Origin of the sequence: Clostridium sp. (assembly GCF_051278035.1) — a bacterium.
Classification (GTDB): Bacteria; Bacillota; Clostridia; order Clostridiales; family Clostridiaceae; genus Clostridium_AD.
The window spans coordinates 1-19,557 of the sequence record NZ_JBNMNU010000078.1; the positions used below are offsets into that span (position 1 = coordinate 1).

General features: G+C 30.3%; 27 protein-coding genes. 1 reads left to right on the forward strand and 26 read right to left on the reverse strand.

Going from position 1 to position 19,557, the window contains the following annotated elements; translation table 11 throughout:
• From ACJAX4_RS12665 to ACJAX4_RS12745, 17 genes are all read right to left on the reverse strand, one after another.
• Positions 1-698: TraX family protein (locus ACJAX4_RS12665; RefSeq protein ID WP_435789821.1), on the reverse strand; the 698-nt coding region annotated here is incomplete at its 3' end.
• A gap of 270 nt (positions 699-968) precedes the next feature.
• On the reverse strand, positions 969-1,724 hold the full coding sequence (locus ACJAX4_RS12670) for a hypothetical protein (protein ID WP_435789822.1): 756 nt from the start codon (positions 1,722-1,724) through the stop codon (positions 969-971).
• Entirely contained in the window at positions 1,711-2,637 is a 927-nt protein-coding gene (locus ACJAX4_RS12675) for an ATP-binding cassette domain-containing protein (protein WP_435789847.1), read from the reverse strand. The genes ACJAX4_RS12670 and ACJAX4_RS12675 overlap by 14 nt, the downstream gene beginning before the upstream one ends.
• A gap of 1 nt (position 2,638) precedes the next feature.
• On the reverse strand, positions 2,639-2,845 hold the full coding sequence (locus tag ACJAX4_RS12680; RefSeq protein WP_435789823.1) for a PLD nuclease N-terminal domain-containing protein: 207 nt from the start codon (positions 2,843-2,845) through the stop codon (positions 2,639-2,641).
• 102 nt (positions 2,846-2,947) lie between these two features.
• Complete coding sequence (locus tag ACJAX4_RS12685) at positions 2,948-3,166, reverse strand: hypothetical protein (RefSeq protein ID WP_435789824.1); 219 nt, start codon at positions 3,164-3,166, stop codon at positions 2,948-2,950.
• Positions 3,166-3,573, reverse strand: coding sequence for a hypothetical protein (locus ACJAX4_RS12690; RefSeq protein WP_435789825.1), 408 nt, complete (start codon positions 3,571-3,573; stop codon positions 3,166-3,168). The genes ACJAX4_RS12685 and ACJAX4_RS12690 overlap by 1 nt, the downstream gene beginning before the upstream one ends.
• Entirely contained in the window at positions 3,574-4,104 is a 531-nt protein-coding gene (sigY, locus tag ACJAX4_RS12695; RefSeq protein WP_435789826.1) for an RNA polymerase sigma factor SigY, read from the reverse strand. It abuts the gene before it with no gap.
• Positions 4,105-4,190: 86 nt separating this feature from the next.
• Positions 4,191-4,745: a GNAT family N-acetyltransferase gene (locus tag ACJAX4_RS12700; protein ID WP_435789827.1), complete on the reverse strand. Its 555-nt coding sequence runs from the start codon at positions 4,743-4,745 to the stop codon at positions 4,191-4,193.
• A 64-nt stretch (positions 4,746-4,809) separates the two neighbouring features.
• Positions 4,810-4,989 carry a hypothetical protein gene (locus ACJAX4_RS12705; RefSeq protein ID WP_435789828.1) on the reverse strand — a complete coding sequence of 60 codons (180 nt, stop codon included), beginning with the start codon at positions 4,987-4,989 and terminating at the stop codon, positions 4,810-4,812.
• Positions 4,973-5,500 (reverse strand): GNAT family N-acetyltransferase, encoded by a 528-nt coding sequence (locus ACJAX4_RS12710; RefSeq protein WP_435789829.1) that lies wholly within the window; start codon positions 5,498-5,500, stop codon positions 4,973-4,975. Before ACJAX4_RS12710 ends, ACJAX4_RS12705 begins: the two co-directional genes overlap by 17 nt.
• A gap of 51 nt (positions 5,501-5,551) precedes the next feature.
• The gene (locus ACJAX4_RS12715; RefSeq protein WP_435789830.1) at positions 5,552-6,085 is read right to left on the reverse strand and encodes a GNAT family N-acetyltransferase; all 534 of its coding nucleotides are present in this window, start codon (positions 6,083-6,085) and stop codon (positions 5,552-5,554) included.
• Positions 6,086-6,349: 264 nt separating this feature from the next.
• A complete protein-coding gene (locus ACJAX4_RS12720; RefSeq protein WP_435789831.1) occupies positions 6,350-7,084 on the reverse strand; it encodes a hypothetical protein in 735 nt (244 codons plus the stop codon).
• 59 nt (positions 7,085-7,143) lie between these two features.
• Positions 7,144-7,851 carry a hypothetical protein gene (locus ACJAX4_RS12725; protein ID WP_435789832.1) on the reverse strand — a complete coding sequence of 236 codons (708 nt, stop codon included), beginning with the start codon at positions 7,849-7,851 and terminating at the stop codon, positions 7,144-7,146.
• A gap of 49 nt (positions 7,852-7,900) precedes the next feature.
• Positions 7,901-8,665 carry an alpha/beta fold hydrolase gene (locus ACJAX4_RS12730; RefSeq protein ID WP_435789833.1) on the reverse strand — a complete coding sequence of 255 codons (765 nt, stop codon included), beginning with the start codon at positions 8,663-8,665 and terminating at the stop codon, positions 7,901-7,903.
• A 127-nt stretch (positions 8,666-8,792) separates the two neighbouring features.
• Entirely contained in the window at positions 8,793-9,434 is a 642-nt protein-coding gene (locus ACJAX4_RS12735; RefSeq protein ID WP_435789834.1) for a hypothetical protein, read from the reverse strand.
• A gap of 98 nt (positions 9,435-9,532) precedes the next feature.
• Complete coding sequence (locus ACJAX4_RS12740; protein ID WP_435789835.1) at positions 9,533-9,949, reverse strand: DUF523 domain-containing protein; 417 nt, start codon at positions 9,947-9,949, stop codon at positions 9,533-9,535.
• 327 nt (positions 9,950-10,276) lie between these two features.
• Entirely contained in the window at positions 10,277-10,576 is a 300-nt protein-coding gene (locus ACJAX4_RS12745; protein ID WP_435789836.1) for a hypothetical protein, read from the reverse strand.
• Between the two features lie 302 nt (positions 10,577-10,878).
• Between ACJAX4_RS12745 and ACJAX4_RS12750 the strand changes: the two genes are divergently transcribed.
• The gene (locus tag ACJAX4_RS12750; RefSeq protein WP_435789837.1) at positions 10,879-11,334 is read left to right on the forward strand and encodes a DUF3888 domain-containing protein; all 456 of its coding nucleotides are present in this window, start codon (positions 10,879-10,881) and stop codon (positions 11,332-11,334) included.
• Between the two features lie 1,069 nt (positions 11,335-12,403).
• On the opposite strand, the gene ACJAX4_RS12755 is transcribed toward ACJAX4_RS12750, so the two are convergent.
• From ACJAX4_RS12755 to ACJAX4_RS12795, 9 genes are all read right to left on the reverse strand, one after another.
• Entirely contained in the window at positions 12,404-13,237 is an 834-nt protein-coding gene (locus tag ACJAX4_RS12755; protein ID WP_435789838.1) for a lysostaphin resistance A-like protein, read from the reverse strand.
• Positions 13,238-13,847: 610 nt separating this feature from the next.
• Positions 13,848-14,117, reverse strand: coding sequence for a GNAT family N-acetyltransferase (locus tag ACJAX4_RS12760; protein ID WP_435789839.1), 270 nt, complete (start codon positions 14,115-14,117; stop codon positions 13,848-13,850).
• A 184-nt stretch (positions 14,118-14,301) separates the two neighbouring features.
• Entirely contained in the window at positions 14,302-15,192 is an 891-nt protein-coding gene (locus ACJAX4_RS12765) for a GNAT family N-acetyltransferase (protein WP_435789840.1), read from the reverse strand.
• A 352-nt stretch (positions 15,193-15,544) separates the two neighbouring features.
• Complete coding sequence (locus ACJAX4_RS12770) at positions 15,545-16,210, reverse strand: Type 1 glutamine amidotransferase-like domain-containing protein (protein WP_435789841.1); 666 nt, start codon at positions 16,208-16,210, stop codon at positions 15,545-15,547.
• 340 nt (positions 16,211-16,550) lie between these two features.
• Positions 16,551-16,784, reverse strand: coding sequence for a hypothetical protein (locus ACJAX4_RS12775; protein WP_435789842.1), 234 nt, complete (start codon positions 16,782-16,784; stop codon positions 16,551-16,553).
• A gap of 205 nt (positions 16,785-16,989) precedes the next feature.
• Entirely contained in the window at positions 16,990-17,289 is a 300-nt protein-coding gene (locus ACJAX4_RS12780; protein ID WP_435789843.1) for a hypothetical protein, read from the reverse strand.
• Between the two features lie 515 nt (positions 17,290-17,804).
• A complete protein-coding gene (locus tag ACJAX4_RS12785) occupies positions 17,805-18,347 on the reverse strand; it encodes a GNAT family N-acetyltransferase (RefSeq protein WP_435789844.1) in 543 nt (180 codons plus the stop codon).
• A 327-nt stretch (positions 18,348-18,674) separates the two neighbouring features.
• Positions 18,675-19,286, reverse strand: coding sequence for a hypothetical protein (locus tag ACJAX4_RS12790; RefSeq protein WP_435789845.1), 612 nt, complete (start codon positions 19,284-19,286; stop codon positions 18,675-18,677).
• A gap of 54 nt (positions 19,287-19,340) precedes the next feature.
• Positions 19,341-19,508 carry a hypothetical protein gene (locus ACJAX4_RS12795; protein ID WP_435789846.1) on the reverse strand — a complete coding sequence of 56 codons (168 nt, stop codon included), beginning with the start codon at positions 19,506-19,508 and terminating at the stop codon, positions 19,341-19,343.
• Positions 19,509-19,557 lie beyond the last annotated feature (49 nt).

Sequence of the window (19,557 nt, forward strand, 5' to 3'; positions counted from 1 at the left end):
AAATGCAATGGATAAAAGGCATAAAAAAAGTATTTTAGGTCTTTACCCTTCTTATGGTTATACTTAAATATAAAAATCAATGCCAGTAACGATAATGCTTGACTAAACCAAGCTAATTCTAATATTTTATCAGGGGATTTGTACACATAAAATAAAATTTGCGATGCACCAAATAGTATATATACAATAGTTTGTGATATTAAAGTTTTAATTTTATCATCTCTAAAAATATAAAACACTAATATCATCGCTATCCCATACATACTATAATCCGCATGTAAAATTTCGGCTGTTATAGCTAATGATAATATAATTATTATTCTACCAAATTTTAATTCTTCTTTATCCCATACACGTAATGCTAGGAGTCCAAGTGCCAAAGTAAAAAAAACATTTAAATGTGGGTTTGGAATGCCTACAAAAAAAACTATGAAATCTGATAAACTAAGTATAGTAAATTTTTCACCAAACGCTAATGAAAATGGTATTTGGGATAAAGCTGCAAATATAAACAGTCTAGTTAAATATTTAGAAAATGATTTTGTTTTAGTATATCCTACCATAATTAAATAGGCAAATATAGGGAATGATAATCTTCCTATGAGTCTTAGAATTATGGCATCCGGAAAAATTACAGCTCCCGTATGGTCTATTAACATTAATAAAATTGCAATAACCTTTAACATGCTGGTTGTCATGAATTCCCCCCCAGTAAAAACTTATATATTCCTATAACTTCATTTATAAATTATACCATTTATATATTATTGTTGCATCATTTCATTTTCCATTGCAAAAATACCAATCAAAATAATAATCCTGAACTCTTTGAGCTCAGGATTATCTTTACTTTTTAGGTCCTTTATTTTTTTGATTCTTTTTATCTTTTTTCTTACCATTGTCTTTAGTTGAAACACCTTTGCTTTTACCCTTATCTGGCATAATATATACCCCCTTGTTTTGATTAACTAAATCACCTCAACTCTGTTCATTTTTATAATAGTGATTATAATAAATATTATGCTACATATAACTGAAAAGAACATGGTAGTTAAATAATTTTCCAGTGTAAATAAATTTGCTCCTTGTACTAATTTATATGGCATAAAATTCCCAATAATATTTAAATTAACAAGGGTAACACTTAGAAAAGTTATAATTAGTGTTATAAATCCTGCTGTAACTCCTTTTTTAACAACGCTGCTGAAAAGTGTTACTAAAGTAATATTGAAAAAATAATATATAGACATTAAAAGAGCTGAGCTTAAAATGCCAGATAGAGCTAACTTTTCGCCCTGAAACAAAATGCTCCCATAATACGAACAAGTCAAAAATCCTATGAATGTTAATACAGTTACAACAATAGTATAATGTGTTATTTTAGCAAGTACTATTCCAGCTGGAACAGCCCCCTTAGAATATGGAAATACGAGTTTCTCATCATTTATTTCTTCGTTTAAGTTACTTCCCAATGTGAATATAATGAATAAGGTTCCAATTTGAAAAAGATTTTTAATGTAGCTATTAATTGCAGTTTTAGGGGTAGCAACAAAAAGTGAACTTAGATCTCCTTTTAGCTGCTGTTCTAATATTTTAGGAAGTAACTTTAGCATAAATGGATCTAATATAGCAAATGCAATAATTCCTACAGCAAGTATTATATATTTATATTGTCTTTTTGATTCCATTATTTCCTTTTTAAAATACGCCTTAAATGTTATCATTCTTATTCACCAGCCTTATAAAAATATCTTCAAGGTTACTTTTTCTAAGATTATACGATAAAATATTGTTTTCTTGTTGTACAAGAATTTTCAAAAGTTCAGATTTAGCAATATCCAGATTGTTAACATAGATAGATGCCTTATTTCCCACAATTGAAAGATTATCTATCCATTTAAAGTTTAAAAGAATTTTATCTAATTTCACGCAGTGTTTGTCAAACTCAATATCAAATATAGGTTGAATATACTTGTTTTTTAAATTCTCTAAATTATCAGTTACGAGTATTTGTCCTTTATCCAAAATGCTTACCTTGTCACAAACTCTTTCAATATCGCTTAAAATATGAGTGGAGAGAAAAACAGTGGTTCCCTCTGACTTCAAGTCTTTTATAAACTCTAGTATTTCCATTCTCCCCTCGGGATCTAGTGCAGAGGTTGGTTCATCTAAAAAAACCATTTCAGGTTTATTAAATAGAGCAACTGCAATTCCTAACCGCTGCTTCATTCCGCCTGAATATTGTCCTATTTTTCTCTTGGATGATTCAGAAAGTTTTACAATGTCTAAAATCTCTACAGTTCTCTTCTTTATATCAATTTCTGGCATATTAGCTATTTCACCAATAAAGTGTAGATATTCATTAGCATTCATATAATTATAAAAAACTGGATTTTGTGGAAGGTATCCTACTTTTCTCAACAATTGTCTTTTGTTCTTTTTAAAATCTTCTCCATCTAAATATATACTTCCGCCATTAAAATCAATTAACCCTGAAAGTATATTCATTGTTGTACTTTTTCCTGCTCCATTAGGGCCTAAAAACCCATATATGGTACCTTTTTTTATTTCAAAGGATATATTTTTTAAAACTTCAAAGTTCCCATATTTCTTATTGATATTTTGAACTTTAAGCATCTTATTCACGCTCTCTTCCTATTAATAAATATGATATGCCTCCTATTAACTGAACAAAAATTATAATTAAGGCCCACGCCCATTTAGGTAAAAATTTTACTGTGTCTTGTGTTAACCTATATAAGCAGAAACACACAAGAACTACCTCTAGTATAATTATAGGTGCAAGTAATTTTATTATTTCTTGTAAAGCCATTCCTTCAAACATATTATATCCTCCCTTTTGTATTCTCATAGCTTTAACGTAAAATATACAAAAAAGTTCATTCTAGTTTAATACTTAAATAAAAACAAAGATAGTAGCTTAAAATCAGCTACTACCTTTGTTTTTATCCTTTAATATTACTCGCGTCACTAATAAATAAATAAGTAGATTACCTGGCGTATTAATTAGTGCAAACATTCCCCATAACCAATAATATTTTTCTTTACGCCTTCTTGCATCATAAAATACCCAGAGTCCTTGAATTAATAATATAGGAACAACTATTATTAATAGTGTAATTAATTGACTATTTGAAAGTTCCATTAAACTTCACTTCCCCTTTTTTTCAATGCGAGTACAGGTATTATTATCCACGGTGCAACCGTAATTATAATGATTTGTGAAATAATTAGTATTTTCGGACCTATATTAATGACGGCTATGGAACACAAAGAAAGAATTATAATGGATGATAATATAAACAGAATGAATTCTTTTTTAGCCTTCCTGGTTTCTATTATATACTCTGCTTTTTCTATTATGTTTAGAGTATCTATATCAAAATCAAACATATCTTCTTTTAATACATCGATTTTCTTAGCTGCTGAATTTAGAGCACTTTTAAATTCTAAATCTGACTCACTATATACAGTGTTGTGGGATGATTTTTCATGCGACTCATTATAAAATTCATCAATCAATGAGTTTTTGTTTCTTTCAGCATCCTTCATTTATATAATCTCCTTTCTGTAAGTTTCACTTATTATATATTTTACTGCATTATGGAGTCTTGACCGAACTGTTCCAATGGGACAGCCTAAAATTTCTGATATTTCCTCATATTTATAACCATAATAATGCTTTAAAATAAATACAGCCCTTTTCTCATAGGGTAACTTTAAAATAATTTTCATTACCTCTTGATATTCAAAATTTAATATTACAGTGTCTTCTAATTGTTTTCCTCTATCGATAGCAGTTTCATCTATTTGTATAACGGATTTATTCTTTCTTAAATAATCTCTGTAAACATTAGTAGATATTTTTATGAGCCAAGTAGAAAACTTTACTCTAGGCTCAAATTTATTTATATTAAGCACAGCTTTAAGCATGGCGTCTTGAATAATATCCTGTGCTAAGTGTGGGTCTCCTACCATTTTAATAGTGTAGCCTTTTAAAATATTGTAATTATCTTTTAAAAGTGAATTTAATGCACTTTTATTTCCATTCTTAGCCTTATTAATAAGTTCTATTTCATCCAATAACAATCACCCCTAGCAATGCTTTAACGGATATGTTGATCAAAAAGTTCATTATATTTACTATAATCTATTAATAATTTATTTTTCTAATAGTCTAATCGCTTTCTCATCACAATTGCATTTTCTTTAAATGGTGAAACATGCTTATAATCAAAAAATTCATTAAGTATACAAATTTCGATGAATCCATGATTTGTATATATATTTCTTGCGTTAGTCCAATTTTCTGAAACAATTAGAAGTACTGACTTTGGGGTTTCCATTAATTCAATAATATATTTAATGAAAAATTCAAACATATCTTTACCTAATCCATGTCCCCTTACTTCTGGAAGAATACCCATCGAAGATATATATATCTCATTCCCGTTTGAGCTATGACTATCATTTATTAAATGTCCCAATGTAAACTTATCTTTATCAATTTTTTCACTATACGCCCATACCTCTGAGCATATATATCCAATAACTCTATTATAGTATTCCATTACTATAAAACCTTTTTTAAAAGTTTCGATTCTTTGAAGAAATACCTCTTTATCTTCACATATAATTTTAGAAAATGACGATTGCTCTATTTCCATTATAGCCTCAATATCATTTTTCTCAGCGATACGAAATTTAATACCTTTAGTGTCCATATAATTCCTCCCCTGCAAATGAAAATGCCTAAGTAACTTAATATCCGTCTCATTTTCTATAACTTCAAAACCAATCGTAAGCATCTATTTTGCTAATTTCTTTTTTTACCCAACTAATAGTTTTGTTTATATCATTATGACTGGTCCAAAACATGTACTTTGCTACCTCAGGGTCGCTTTCACAATGTTCTATATAAATAATCTGTGATTCGCGTTTTTTCATTATTTCATAGTAATTTCTCATATAGTTTAAACCAGTTTAACCCATAGTTTCCAAGTCCCAAATCTATTGTATCAATATATTTAAAACCACATTTTTCATACAGCCTAATGGCAGGTATATTATTTTCGTAAACATCTAATCTAATTGATTTAGCTTGTGACTTAATACTGTGTTCAATAGAAAAGTCCATTAATGCTTTGCCTACACCGCATTTTAAAAATTTCGGATGCACTACAAATGTATATATTACAAAAATATCTGAATAGTCAGACTCAAATTCCCATGTAGCTTTATAATATGAAGGCTCAGGTTCATGGCTTAAAATAACAGAACCAACTATTTGCCCATTATGTTTTGATACATAGAGATTACCATGTTTAACTCCATCAATTGCATTTCCCCGAACAGGATATATACCTTTTATCCATCCAGGATAGTTTACTTCCTTTTCTAAATGGTCATTCAAATCGTTATAAAGCTGTTCTAATTCATCAATATCTTCTGTTTTTCCTAATTCAAAAATGATATCCATATGTATATCCCTCCAATTAATAACAATCGTAATAAACTACAATTAATAATTTTAAGTTCGTAGTTGTCTATTACTGTTTATCTTTTCTAATTTCCACCAAACACATTCATCATCTTCCTTATAACAAATCATGCCAACCTTCTGTAGTATCTTATGTGAAGGTGTATTCTTTTTTAAAGTATCCGCAATGATACATTCGACATCAGGGTTCAAAAATATCCATTGTATAATACAATTTAATGCCTCGAACATATAACCTTTACGTCTATAGTCCCCTTGCATAGCATATCCAACTACAACTTCTCCATCTTCGTTAGGGTAGCCCTTTACCATTATAGCTCCAACACTACGATTTTCTTCATTCAAAACTATAATCCAAGTTATATACCACATGAAATTACTAGGATTATTTACTACATCTTTTAACCTTATTTTATAAATATTTTTTTCTCTAACACCGATGTTTTTATCAGTACTAGCTAAACCTAAATTTCTCTCCATTTTATTATAATCATTTATGCAAAGTTCAAGATTATATTTATCTAGGGGTAAGATACTTAGCCTTTCTGTGTTAAGCTTTAACATGGTTACATTGCCCTCCAGTTAAACTGTAACGTCATAAATTTGAAGTATTAGTCACAACACTTTAGTAGTTTACAAGTCCAATTTAAATTAAATCATCTAAATGGCCGATATCATTTATATATTTTAATGTTAACTTTTTATCTTTATCAACATCTTCTTAATATTTTCCATATATGTTTAAATTCGTATGACCATGTCTTAATAGATAAATATTCAGTAGAATCTCTCCTCAGTTCTTTAAATGGGCAGTATTTTAAAAATTCGTTATGGATTTATAATAAGTTTAGTTTCAATATTCTTTTGAGAAAATTCATACCAAACTACATCTTTTTTTTCATGTTCTTCTTTTATGAAAAAATTAAATGATTCTTCTGTAACGGGTTTATTATTAATGAAGTATGATATGACTATTCCATCATTGCTTTGACTTGACCTGCTATAACCTAATATGTCAGTTTCAAAGGCGTTCGATTCGAATCTCAGTTTTCCACGTCCAATATCTGACGCACCATTTGAATACGCAAATGTCCCGTCCTTTTTAAGTTCTTCTAAACCTCTGTATACAATATTGTAGCCGTAAACCTCACCGTTAATATAATGCAGGACTTCAAAACACATAGGATTATTATTGCCAACGGATAATTCTAGAACAATTTCAGGGATTTTGTCTCCATCCATGTCAAGTACTGTAAAATGCGTTATTTTAAGGATAGTTCCATATATTTTTTCGTTAGTTAAAAAATCATTCAAATATACCTTTTCCTTGTTATCTGCGCTTAAAAAGTTAACCTTATTTTGTAACACTCCTTTGTATGCTTCCAATACAGAATAATTCCTATTGTTTTCAGACGACATCTGAGTCTTTGTTTTTTTAGTTTTGTTTCTATTTGGACTACTACTACTATTGTTTAGGTTTGAATTATTTTTATTGCTTGAACACGCAGTAATTGAAATACTTAATAGAAATACAAGAAGACCACTAATAATTTTTGATTTCATCTAAATCACTCCTATTAATAATATAAACTTCCCTGTAAATACGAAACTTTTTCAAACTGCTATCTAGCTATTTCAATCCCGAAAAAATTATTGCTATCTAATCTTATAGCATTACCTTGCACATTGCTTAAGAATATTTCTTCAATAACACCACTGCCACCACCAACGTTTAATGAAGGACTTCCGCCTTTTATCATATATTCATCTAAGTTAATTTCGAAAGTTTTAGTTTCATTACCATTCAATTTAAAAGTAGCTTTATTCCCATACTTAGTAAAAATATCAATGTGCTCAGTTCCTTCTTCTCTATAAAATGGATTGTCGATTGCTAGATAGAATTCTTTACTCTCATTTCCATAGTTTTTCATCTCGATTTTCGCATTAAATTTTACGTATTCCATTAATTCTGATTCATATTCCATTCTACTACTCTTAGAGTTGAAACCTACTGACAACAAGCCATCGGAGTATTTCTTTACATTTATGACCGTAATATTCGTTACAAAAGAGAATATTGTAATAAATGCTATGACTGAAAACAGTAAATTTCTTGTTCTTATACCCAATTCATCCTTAGCATATTTTCTAACTAGAAACAATCCTAAAATTGCTAGTGCGCTAAAGTAAAAAACAGTTAAATGTGCGCCACTATACTCCCCCGTCCATGACTTCAAACCAATAAATTCAAGAACATAATCTCCTAATGCATGTGTATATCTTGTTGTTGCCATCATATAAAGTGAAATTGATAAAAAAAAGATAGACATAATTCCTTTAATTTTTTTACCGATATTAACTCCTCCTCTCTCAATTTATTTATATACCTTTTGTAATTGCTTCTGCTAATCCTTTTGGATTCTCCCAGGCCATAGAGTGACCAGCTTTCTCTACAATTTCAATTTTAATACCATGATCAGAGAGCACCTGCATATCTGGATCAGGCAACGAGTTCTCTCCGAAAATAAATGTTTTAGGACATTCAAGTGAATATAATATTTCTCTCCATGATGGATTCCCCCCTTCTGATGCAGATTTCGATATCAAATATGTAGCCTTAGGTGACCCAATAGATAATGATGCTGCCCACATCTCATTTCCACTTGTTTTGCTATTCTGAACCAATCTATTAAATCCATTATCAACGAATTCCTGCATATCAAAATTAGAAATATACTTACTTGTTGAACCCTCACCACTTTTATCTAGATTGGATTCACTTAGTACAATCTTAGAAATTTTCTCTTTGCACATGTCTGCCAAAGATAGTGCAACTGCACCTCCTAAGCTATGACCAAATAAGATAAATGAATCTATTTTCAAAAAATCAATAAATTCTACTAAATATTCTGCGTGATCTTTAACTGTATAACCAAAATTATCAGGCTTGTCACTGTACCCTGAACCCAAAAGGTCTATTAAGATGCAACGATGTTTCTTTAAAGCTTGTTGTGTAGCAACTTGGGGATAATCAAACGATCCAGCACAACCAAGTCCATGAATAAATATAACCGGTATTTCATCACCTGGAAAATCATTATAGCGAATCATACAATTACTTTTGTTTAAAAAATACTCTTTCATAAAATCTCTCCTCTGATAAATATATTTCAATTTAATCCCTTGAACATATGTCCTTTATATCTCTAGCCACTCTGCATGGCGCGGATAACGTAAAGTTTTCAAGAAAAATCTTAATGCATACATCTATCTATACCCAATTTATTCTTATTATGTTATCTAAACCACTCTCAATACTAAACGATATTATATAAGCAAATATTACTATCATTGTAAAATAAACACGTTTTGAAAATAAGTCCGGTAATTTTATTTGCAATGTTTTTATTACAAAGTGCAAACAGAATAATGATACTACTATTGATATCAAAGATGGTATATACTTCATTATTTCTAAACCATACAACTTATACCACAATATGCCTGTACCTACTTCATCCTCCAAATAAAAACTACCTTTAGTAATCAAGCCTAAATATGAATGTACCATTGGTATAAGCCTAACTAATGAATTGCATAATGCAAATGCTCCAATTATCATAATAATAACTTGGTTTTTATTCTTTGATTTTACTAATGCTAAAGTAAATCCTACTGCTAGAATTAATGTTGTAGTTGGTCCCATATCCCAAGGGTTTTCATCGTTTTCAAGACCCTTTCTGAAATCTAAATCATGTGGTTTTTTATATGGTTGTCCAACTTTGTTAAAACCTGTACTAACATGATTTCCCGCTGCAAAAGAACTTAACCCATGTGCTATTTCATATAAAAATGTTGATACTACAAAACAAAATATTAGGATAATAAACCATTTCAGTAAAGTTTTATTCATATTTATAACACTCTTTTTAATAATTGGTCACAATTAAACCTTAATCCAAATAATCTTAAGCGAACGGCAACATATTGTTATACTAAATTTTAGGCTACTTAAAAATTTTGGGAGTCTAATACCATAATACCTTTTTCAATGATAGCTTCAGTAAATAAACCATGTCCCTCAATTAAAGTACCACCAAAAGACCCATCATAGATAGTATTTACGCCACAAGTAGGACTTCTTGACTGTAATATTGCTAAATCTATCTTTTGTCCCTTAATTTTTTCCATTGCAAGTTCTACCCCTTTGCGATATTCTGCATCTACATTCTCACCATTCTCAGACATTACAATTCCGTTTACTATCTCAGCACATGGCCTTGGGCATTTCATACCTGTCAGCAGTTCAGGACATATTTTAATCACATTATGTCTTTGTATGAATTCAACTACACTGCTATTCAAATTATTTCCGCCATTATATTTGCAGTTTTGTCCTACTACACAGGCACTTACTAAAATGTTCATGTACATCGCTCCCAACAATTCGGATTTATCCACGCATTATATAAATAGTGTTTCCTTCATAAAATTTCACACCTACGTCCTAACAAATTATATCTACTAACTTATGAGAAGTGTGCCTTGGCGTTAGGTTGAGTACAAACCTATATATAAATTATAAGTCATAATTATTTTAGAGCAAATTTATTAAGATATTCGGATTTAAGAATACTATAATATAAGGTAATAATTTCTTTGTTATCTAATAGTTTCAACTTTTCAGATTTTTTAAACCTGTAATTAAATCCGCATAATTCCTACAGCATTATCGGGGTAGCTTTTCATAATAAACTAATGAAAAATTTTCAATTTTATTGACACAGTTAAACGATACTTTCTTTTAACTTTATTATAATCGTAAAAAAAATAAGGAAAGCTAACATATTTATAATATCTTTTTTCCATATCTTTAACAACCTTACCTGAAAAGGCTGTTTTTATTCCCCAACTATAATTATAACCAGTAATTTTTCCGTCGTCGTTATAGGATGTTCCTAGTCCTGCTACAGAGTCTCCAAGTATACTATTTATCTGTTCAAGAGAAATACAATCAAATACAGAATATAAATCTCTTTCATCGATTTTAATCATGTAGGGTGTCTTAAAACTAACTACTTTATTACGGACTCTTGGTTCTCCATCTTCGTTATACCAAATGCCCACATAACCATAGGGATAATACCAAAATTCAAGAGTGGTTACTATGTTTTTACTTTTCTTATGTAGGATTTTGTTTATTTCCTCTACTTTTGTGTCAGAGTTTATGTAATTATAGGCATCATAAATATTTGAACCTTTTATTACTTTATATAAAATATAATAAATCAGCACATTCAAAATATATAATTGGGAATGATAATATTAATTATTTTATTTTTAGGAGGCATTTATTAATGAAAAAAATTCTAGTTGTCTGTTGTCTGATGTTTTCCTTGATATATTTTCCAACTAGTGTAATCGTGGCTGGACCATTTAAAGATGCTAAACAAGGACTACCCTATACATATACTCCTCCTGAAGGATCGGTAGAAGAGCTATATAAAGATATACTAGTTACACTTATTGAACCTTATATTACTAACGAAGTAGAGAAAAACTATGGTCAACTATTACAATATGACTTATTTAATATTGAGTTTTTGAAAATAGAAAGACCAAGTTATCGCTCGTTCTCATTTTTAATAAAAATTCAAATTAAGCCATTCGTTGGTGCACATAATTCCATAGGGATTGATAACATTACTATTAGAGTAAGTCCAATTGAAACTAAAGTTGAAGAATTTGAGCATATAAAGAGTTTTTCAATTCCTCCACATTTGAAAAATTCATATAAAAATCTAAAACTATAACCAATTAATTATTTTTTAGTTAAGAATTACAACATCGGTTAATAAATAACAATTGATAATTTCCAAATTCGAACAATGAAGAAATTTTCTTAGGGATGCATTCTAATCTATTCATTATTTACTTCACTATATGAATTGGTTTGGATTCAGATGTTGAGACGATAAAAACTATCACCATAAGTATATACTAAATGATGATAGTCACTAACCTTGCTCAATATCTGAAACAAGCTTTAGAACGATGCCGCATTTCCGCTGCTATGTGGATTCAATCTTCTCCCTGCTTCTGTAATAATATTCCAAGTTAATATTACAAAATTTAATTAATACATTTTCCTTTATGAATTATTCTTTTTAGCATGTCTGATTCTTATAGAATCCTTTGTTAAATGGTGTTGTTTATCCTAGTCTTATTTCGTTTTTTTATTATAAAAACACCTAACAAAATAAGCGCGATACTATAAATAAGACACAAAGAAATCACAAAAAATATATTTGTATAGTTAAAGTGCATTTTACCAATAGTCGTTATACTGTTTGAATCTATAATTGTACGTTCTTTATTATTTAAAATAGCATGTGCAAAATTGAAACAAATATATCCAAATTGACAGATGCTATAAATAATTATAGTGTAGCCTAATAAATACAATTTTTCTCTAATTATTTTAAACATCGGTAAACACTCCTTTCTAATCACGCTACCATTATATAACATAATAGTAAAGATTAGAAGTAAATAACCTTTATAGGCCATTTTTCATCTTTCAACACTTAAATTTTGTTCATAATTAAATACCAATGTGATTTATCCTATATATTGGAATAGCTAAAAACTTATATTATTCTTTATTGCTATTACTATTAGATATAATGAAACATATAACCATAACATTCATTAATCCTTTTCTCATAGATTTCCACTTTCTTTTAGTGCGTATTCTGGCATAGTTATGGATGAGAAATGCTATGCTTGGTACAATGCAACCATAAAATAACTCTTTTCAATCTATTCATTATTCACTTGAATATATAAGAACATTACGTAGTAACTTGCAATCTACAAAAATTAAAAATCACTTTCTCCAACACTCGAAACTTTGCTTATAAAGCTGAGCCGTTGCTTATTAAACAATTTAGTTAACCACATAACCCCAGTTACTAAGAAAATAACCCCTAGTAAATCAAACCAAATAGGTTGGTGTTCTATAACATTGGTACTATTACTGAATCCAGGTATATTTAATCCTATCAATGTTATAATAAATTCCAAAGAATTATTCAAAGCATGTCCTAAAATACAAGGTACTATAGAACGTGTTTTTACATACAACCAACCCAATATAATCCCCCCTAAAAAAGCGCCTAGAAACTGCCATGGGTTCATATGAATTATCGCAAATAATAGTGCCGAAACTATGATTGATTTTTTTACTGAATATTTCATCAAAAGACCTCTTAGTATAATACCTCTAACTAAAACTTCTTCTATAATAGGAGCTACTATTGAAGTTCCTATAAAGTCGTTTGAGAAACCCTCAAATGCGTTCTTCCAAAAATCAGTAAGCGGTAGAAATATTATTTGAATGTTATTTATTTCGCTTAATATTATATTTAAACCCAATATACTAAAGCATATTGGCAGTATATATCTAATAGAAACTTTATCTAAAGAAAATAAACTTTTAAAATTAATGCTGTGTTTTCTATTAATCCATAAAACCAGTAAAAAAAAGCTACTAGTAGTTTCAATTGAGTATATTAATGGATTATCAATGGAGAATCCTATTAATTTGGATGTTATAAATAATAATAAAAATGGAATTATGGGACACACCAGCACATATACTGCGAGTAATCCAATGGCGCCATTAATACTTGGGTAATATTCTTCCTTTTCCATAAAATCAAATCCTCCTTGCTAAAAATCACTAACTGTTAAGAAAATTTCAGATAGACCTGAAATGTCACATAACGTTTCTTGTTGCCGACGTTCCTGAACCTTAGCCCGACGGGCTTGGTGAAGGAATGTGCCTTGGCGGTGGCAGGACGATAACCTATATATAGATTATAACCCATGAATTTACACAATACTACATAAAAATATTCCTCCAGCCAAGGCTGACGACAACATTTTGTTATACGTAGTTTAGCCACTACACTTTGAGCAAGACCTACTCCAGGTATCCTAGAATATGATTCTTACTATATAATAATTGTTGTGCAATATATGAATTATCCGAATAAGCCTAACTTGCTGCACACCCAAAGAAAGGCAACGAAGATACTAAAAAATATCAATAAAAAATTAAGGATATTAATGGAATCGTTCTCTTCAGTGTCCTTAGCTTTTTTACTCTTAAACAATTCAAATATAAATTCAATAATAAAATCCATAACTACAACTTCCTCCATCTATTTATAAATACGTTTGTAAACACAATATCTAATAATTGTTCAATATCTCAGAATTACAATTACACTATTTACAAAAATTGTGCAATAAAACCTATTCATTTATATGCTCTAAAATTGTTACTTTTTTTGTAAAATCCATATTTTTTATAAAATTTCAATACATTTTCGTTACCTTCCGCTACTTCTATTATTTTTATTTTTACTTGATTACTATTCAACCATTCTAATGACCTATTCATTAGTTTGTCTCCTAATCCATACTTGCGATAATTTTTCTCGATAAAAAGAGATTCAATTTCTGCGATTAAGTCCTTATTTATTGAATTGATGCAATAACCAATATATACAGCCTTCTCTTTATCCATAATTAAATCAATCTTAACATCTAACGTTTCATCGTTAATAAACTTATTTTTTCTAAATTCCGTATAACGTTTCGTATGATCGACGTGACAGAGCCTTAGGTAACTCTTTCCTTAGCCTGCGTCATGTGGCGTAGCCCTTGCGGTCATATATTGTTAGTCGAAGTCCGTTAATCTAGTTAAAAAATTATATCGTCTTCTGCCATTCACAGTATTTTCCTCTTTCTAAAAAACCAACACTCTTATACAGCTTCTGTGAAGCAATGTTTTCACCTCCTGTACCAACATATATATATTTAATTCCATGTTCTTTCGATATGTTCATTCCGTATAACAAAGTACTTTTCATAATGCCCTTTCGGCGATATTCCTCCACGCAGGCAACAGGTTCTAATATTGCTATCTTACTGACAGGATCGTTCCATATTGTACAATACGCAATTATCTCTGCATTATCCGTTTCAACTACCAAATCTATTGCATCACAATATGAAGGAGAATTCATCATACGTTCATATCTTTCTGAGGTTGTGCCTACTCCCCCAGTAGGAATTTCAAATAGTTCTACACGTCTTTCTACATCCCTATTCTGCGATATACGGATGCTAAATCCATCTGGCAATGACGAGCATGTTGCCATTTTAGATAAATCACACATACCAGCATAACCAAAACCATCGATTTGGACATACCCTCTTTCTTCCAAAATACCACTTAACACCTTGTCCACACTATTAATCTCCGTTGTGATGGTAGCTCCCTTTGTATAACAGTTATGTTCTATATAATTCATTATATCCTGTGTAAGATGTTTGAACTCTGAAAGAACGGTGATGAAAAAATATTCTTCCTCGGCTGTAATAAAACCTATTTCAGTGTTACTGTCAGACACAATCCAATTTTTCTTATACGATATATGTGGACTTTCTTCGCAAGCGAATCTGTCAAAATCCAGATTTCCTACATGTAGTTGTGGATATAAATGTCCTATTTGCAGACAATTCTGCTGAACTATACGGCGCATAATATTATAATCACTTTCTTTATCAAATTTACGGTAACTTAGCATTGTTAACATACCTCCATGTATAAATCATTTGGATAAATATTTTTCATATTTTCTATTGTTCTGTAATTCCCCCTTTTTATTATAAATTACCGTTTTTCAATAGGATTTCAACTAATGTTTCGTGTTGCCGACGTTTCTGAATCTTAGCCCTCCGGGCTTAATTCAGGAATGGGCCTTGGCGGCATTTTTTGATTTTCTTAGTTTGAAACATTACATCCTGTTTAGCTTGTCCTCCCTAAAGGACTCTCTAGCCAAGGCGAACGGCAACATTTTGTTATACGGAGTTTTAGCCACTACACTTTGAGCAAATCATACTATAGTTCCCTTAAAATTAGTTCGTACTAGTGATATTGCAAATAATTTATTTAGTAAAGGTAATTATATGTCCTGGCAAATTCACCTTATTATTATCTATAATTATTCCTCCAGCATTTTTAATCGCATAAACTGTATCTGTTTTATCTTTTAATACTTTTTTAATACAGTTATTTTGTATATCACTTTCTTCATAATGAACCTCAATGTAAAAATCCTTCTTTATCAATCCTAATCCTTTGGAATACATAAATCGCGGATAATCTTCATCTGGTGATACAAAATAATTGTCAAATTGCATTAAAGCACCTGCACTTGCCCCTATAATTATTTTGCTATCATCAATGCTATTGAGTAATCCCTTATTTAAGATACGCTGAATCGCCATTTCTGGAAGACCGCCTGTTAAAAATACAATATCACTATTTTCTATTATTCTTTTCATCTCTTCATCAGTGTCTTCAAAAAAATTAAGCCAGGTAATATTATTCTCACTAATATCTAAATCTATAAATGGTTCAACTATTTCTTTGTAATACTTACCATGAATTTTACTATACGCACTCTGCCACTCAGCGCTATCACTTATCCATTTTTCACTGAAAGCAAATGGAATAACCACCACTTTATCATTAGAATTAATATATTTTAATATTGCATCTCTGCACCATTTTTCATGAAAATTATACTGACTTAATAATATATTTATCATCCTTATCCCCCTTATAATTTACAATAATCCCATAATAAAAAAAGTTCAAATAAATTATAATTTAGCACTCGCTTACTGCAAAAATCCGTATAACGCTTCGTGTTGCCGACGTTCCTGAACCTTAGCCCGACGGGCTTGGTGAAGGAATGTGCCTTGGTGAAGGCTACAAGATTATCTTAGGTCAAAAAGTTTACCTTAGCACACTACTTGTCCAATTCAAAACACTATCCAGCCAAGGCGGACGACAACATTTTGTTATACGGAGTTCTGGCACTACACTTTGAGCAATACCTACTCCAGGTATCCTTAGATTTAGTACGTACTAAATGAAAGATGCGTACTAAAGTTTATTTGATGATTTGGTTTTATCTTTTATGCCAATTGTTAAAATATAAAATGAAATAATTAATTCAAAAACTACAATAATCCATATCAACGGGTGAATAATACTTATTGGATTTCCACCTATACCTCCATTACTTGCAGCATATTTAAAGTAAAATTGATATGAAATAATCACAGCAATTAGTTGTGTAAATGTACCAAATAATAATCTTAATCCAGACTTTAACACAAAAATCCCCCCTTAACTTATGAATAATCGCTTTTTCGTTCTAAATTTCGTATAACGTTCCTAACTCCCGACGTTCTTGAGCCATAGCGTGACTCCGCTTGGCAATAGAACGTGTTTGGGCAGTCTTTTCATGCCAAAACGAACGGGAGTTTTTTGTTATAGGAAGTGGCGACTCTCTTTGGCTTCTGAGATTAAACCTATTTTATCAATCTAATAAAGATCTATATTTATCTACATCGTCAAATTTTGTTGAAAAATAAATTGGAATATCATCGTCAATATTCTCCATTTGAATTGATTTTCCATCATTTAGTTTTTCAACTATTATTTCAAAAGAGTTATCGTCATTTAATGTAATTTCAAAGTTTTGCTTATCACCTTTCATTTTATATACATTGTTTTTGGATACTTCATAGTTCCCCCTATCAACTTCCCTATTATCAATATATTCAACAAAACTATTTTCTTGTTGTTGAATAGATATAACAATAAAATATCCATTCACATCTTTTTCAGTCTGATAAGAACCTTTTAAAGTGGGTTTTCTGGTAAATGTGCATCCTCCTACTAGTAAAATAATTATTAAAGATAAGATAGTAAATATGTTTTTTTTTCATAATAATAGCCCCCTAAAATAAATTTAATACTGCACGATATATTACCATGATGTAATAATCACTAAGTTTGGATGCTGCTAACCAAAATACGGAGGCTCCAAAGAACAGCCCCGGCATTTCCATTTCCTATAACGTTTCTTGTTGCCGACGTTCCTGAATCTTAGCCCGACGGGCTTGATTCAGGAATGTGCCTTGGCGAAGGTTACAAGATTATCTTAGGTCAAAAAGTTTACCTTAGCACACTACTTGTTCAATTCAAAACACTATCCAGCCAAGGCGAACGGCAACATTTTGTTATACGGAGTTTTAGGCACTACACTTTGAGCAAGACCTACTCTAGTTATCCTTGATTATGATTTATACTACATAATAATAGTGGTGACGCTAATTTGAAGAGTTCGACTTACTTATTTTTCATTTCCCATTTAACTTTTGAAATCCCCATTTCATATATATTCCAATAACCTATTGATGATTTTCTTACATTCTCTAAGAATTTTTCTTTGGTAAATCCCACATTTTCATAGCATTTAATAGCACTGTGATTAAAGTCAAATACTCCAAGTGTTATCTTTTGAAATTTGATATCTTCAAATCCAATTCTTATTGCCTCTACTAATACTTTTGTTCCTATGCCTTTTCCTCTATTATTTCTTTCAGCAATTAGAAATCTACATATCTTACCAATTTTATTGTTTGTATCTATTTCTCGCAATTCAACAGTTCCGATAATTTGACCTGTATTAATAAGTCGTATTTTATAAACAAAAATATTAGAATTGTCCTTTTTCACTTCATTGAAAAAGTAATTTTCAACTTGTGCAAGTGTTAAAGGATAATTATACATCGGTCCAGCCCATTGTAATAAATCATCAGCAGATTTATTGACATTCCATTCTACAATTTTTTTCAAATCTTCTTTTTCAAGTAAATCAAGTTTTATCATTTCAACACCCCATCTTACAAGTTTCATGTAAAATATATATCAAATCGCACATTCGTCTATGACGTATTTTATACAACTACGTCTTAATCAAATCAAAACAAATAACTTATGAGAAGTCACTATTTTTGTTCTAAATTCCGTATAACGTTTCGTGTTGCCGACGTTTCTGAACCGGACCCTCAGAGACCTTCTCCCTGGCGGTGCTAGCACCCGGTGAAGGAATGTGCGTAGCGAACGGAAAAATTTTGTTAGGTGATGTTGACAACGGACATCTTTCACTAGCATAAATATTATTATATAAATGAATCAATTAGAATCGTACTATTGTTACTCATTATAGAAGTATATCTGTTTTCCGTCCTGAAACTCAGATATTTCTGAAACTAAATACTCAACTTTCACATTATCTTTGTAGGTAATTTCAAAAACAAAAACCATATTATTAGCAACATTATCACTAAGTGGGATATAATAAAAATTTTCACCTTCTTGTTCTCTTTCATATATGCTTGCTTTATTAGATTCTCCTTGAGTTTGGACGCTAATGTTTTTGATTTCTTCATCTATGGAAACTCCAATTATTGTAGGATTTATATTTTGCTCTTCATTTAATAATTGTGCTGAAAAAACAAATTCTTTATCTCTACCAATATCTCTATTAATATGTCCTCCACCTCCTAACCATTTATAACCAACAAGAGATTTTTCAACCATGTCTACAAAATACATATTATCTGCACTGTTATTAGCTTTACCTACTGAATATATCATTGCTATCTTATCCATTTCTTGAATTTTGAGAGGTTCATGGTTCTTAACTATATCCTTTCTAAAATCGTATACTGGATCAAAAGGTGAACTACTTCTATTAGCCAAAACGACCGCGGAAATACACACAATTACTAATATTCCAAATAAAACACTAAATGTCTTCTTCATAAAGCCCTCCCCTAGTTCAATCATTTTCTTATTTTAACTACACAGTTGACAATTTCACCTAACGTTTCGTGTTGCCGACATTTTGTTAAGTGATGTTGCGAGCTCCAGAGCCCTGCTTTCTAAAAAACTTCTTAAATTAGCTAGCCAATTATTTAAAATAATATCCTTTGATAAATAATATAACCATAACCCCTTGCTAAAAACACTAATCCAAGGTTTCATAATACGCCTCTACGTGTTTTCGTCTTTCGTCTTTTGTTCTTTTAGCTCT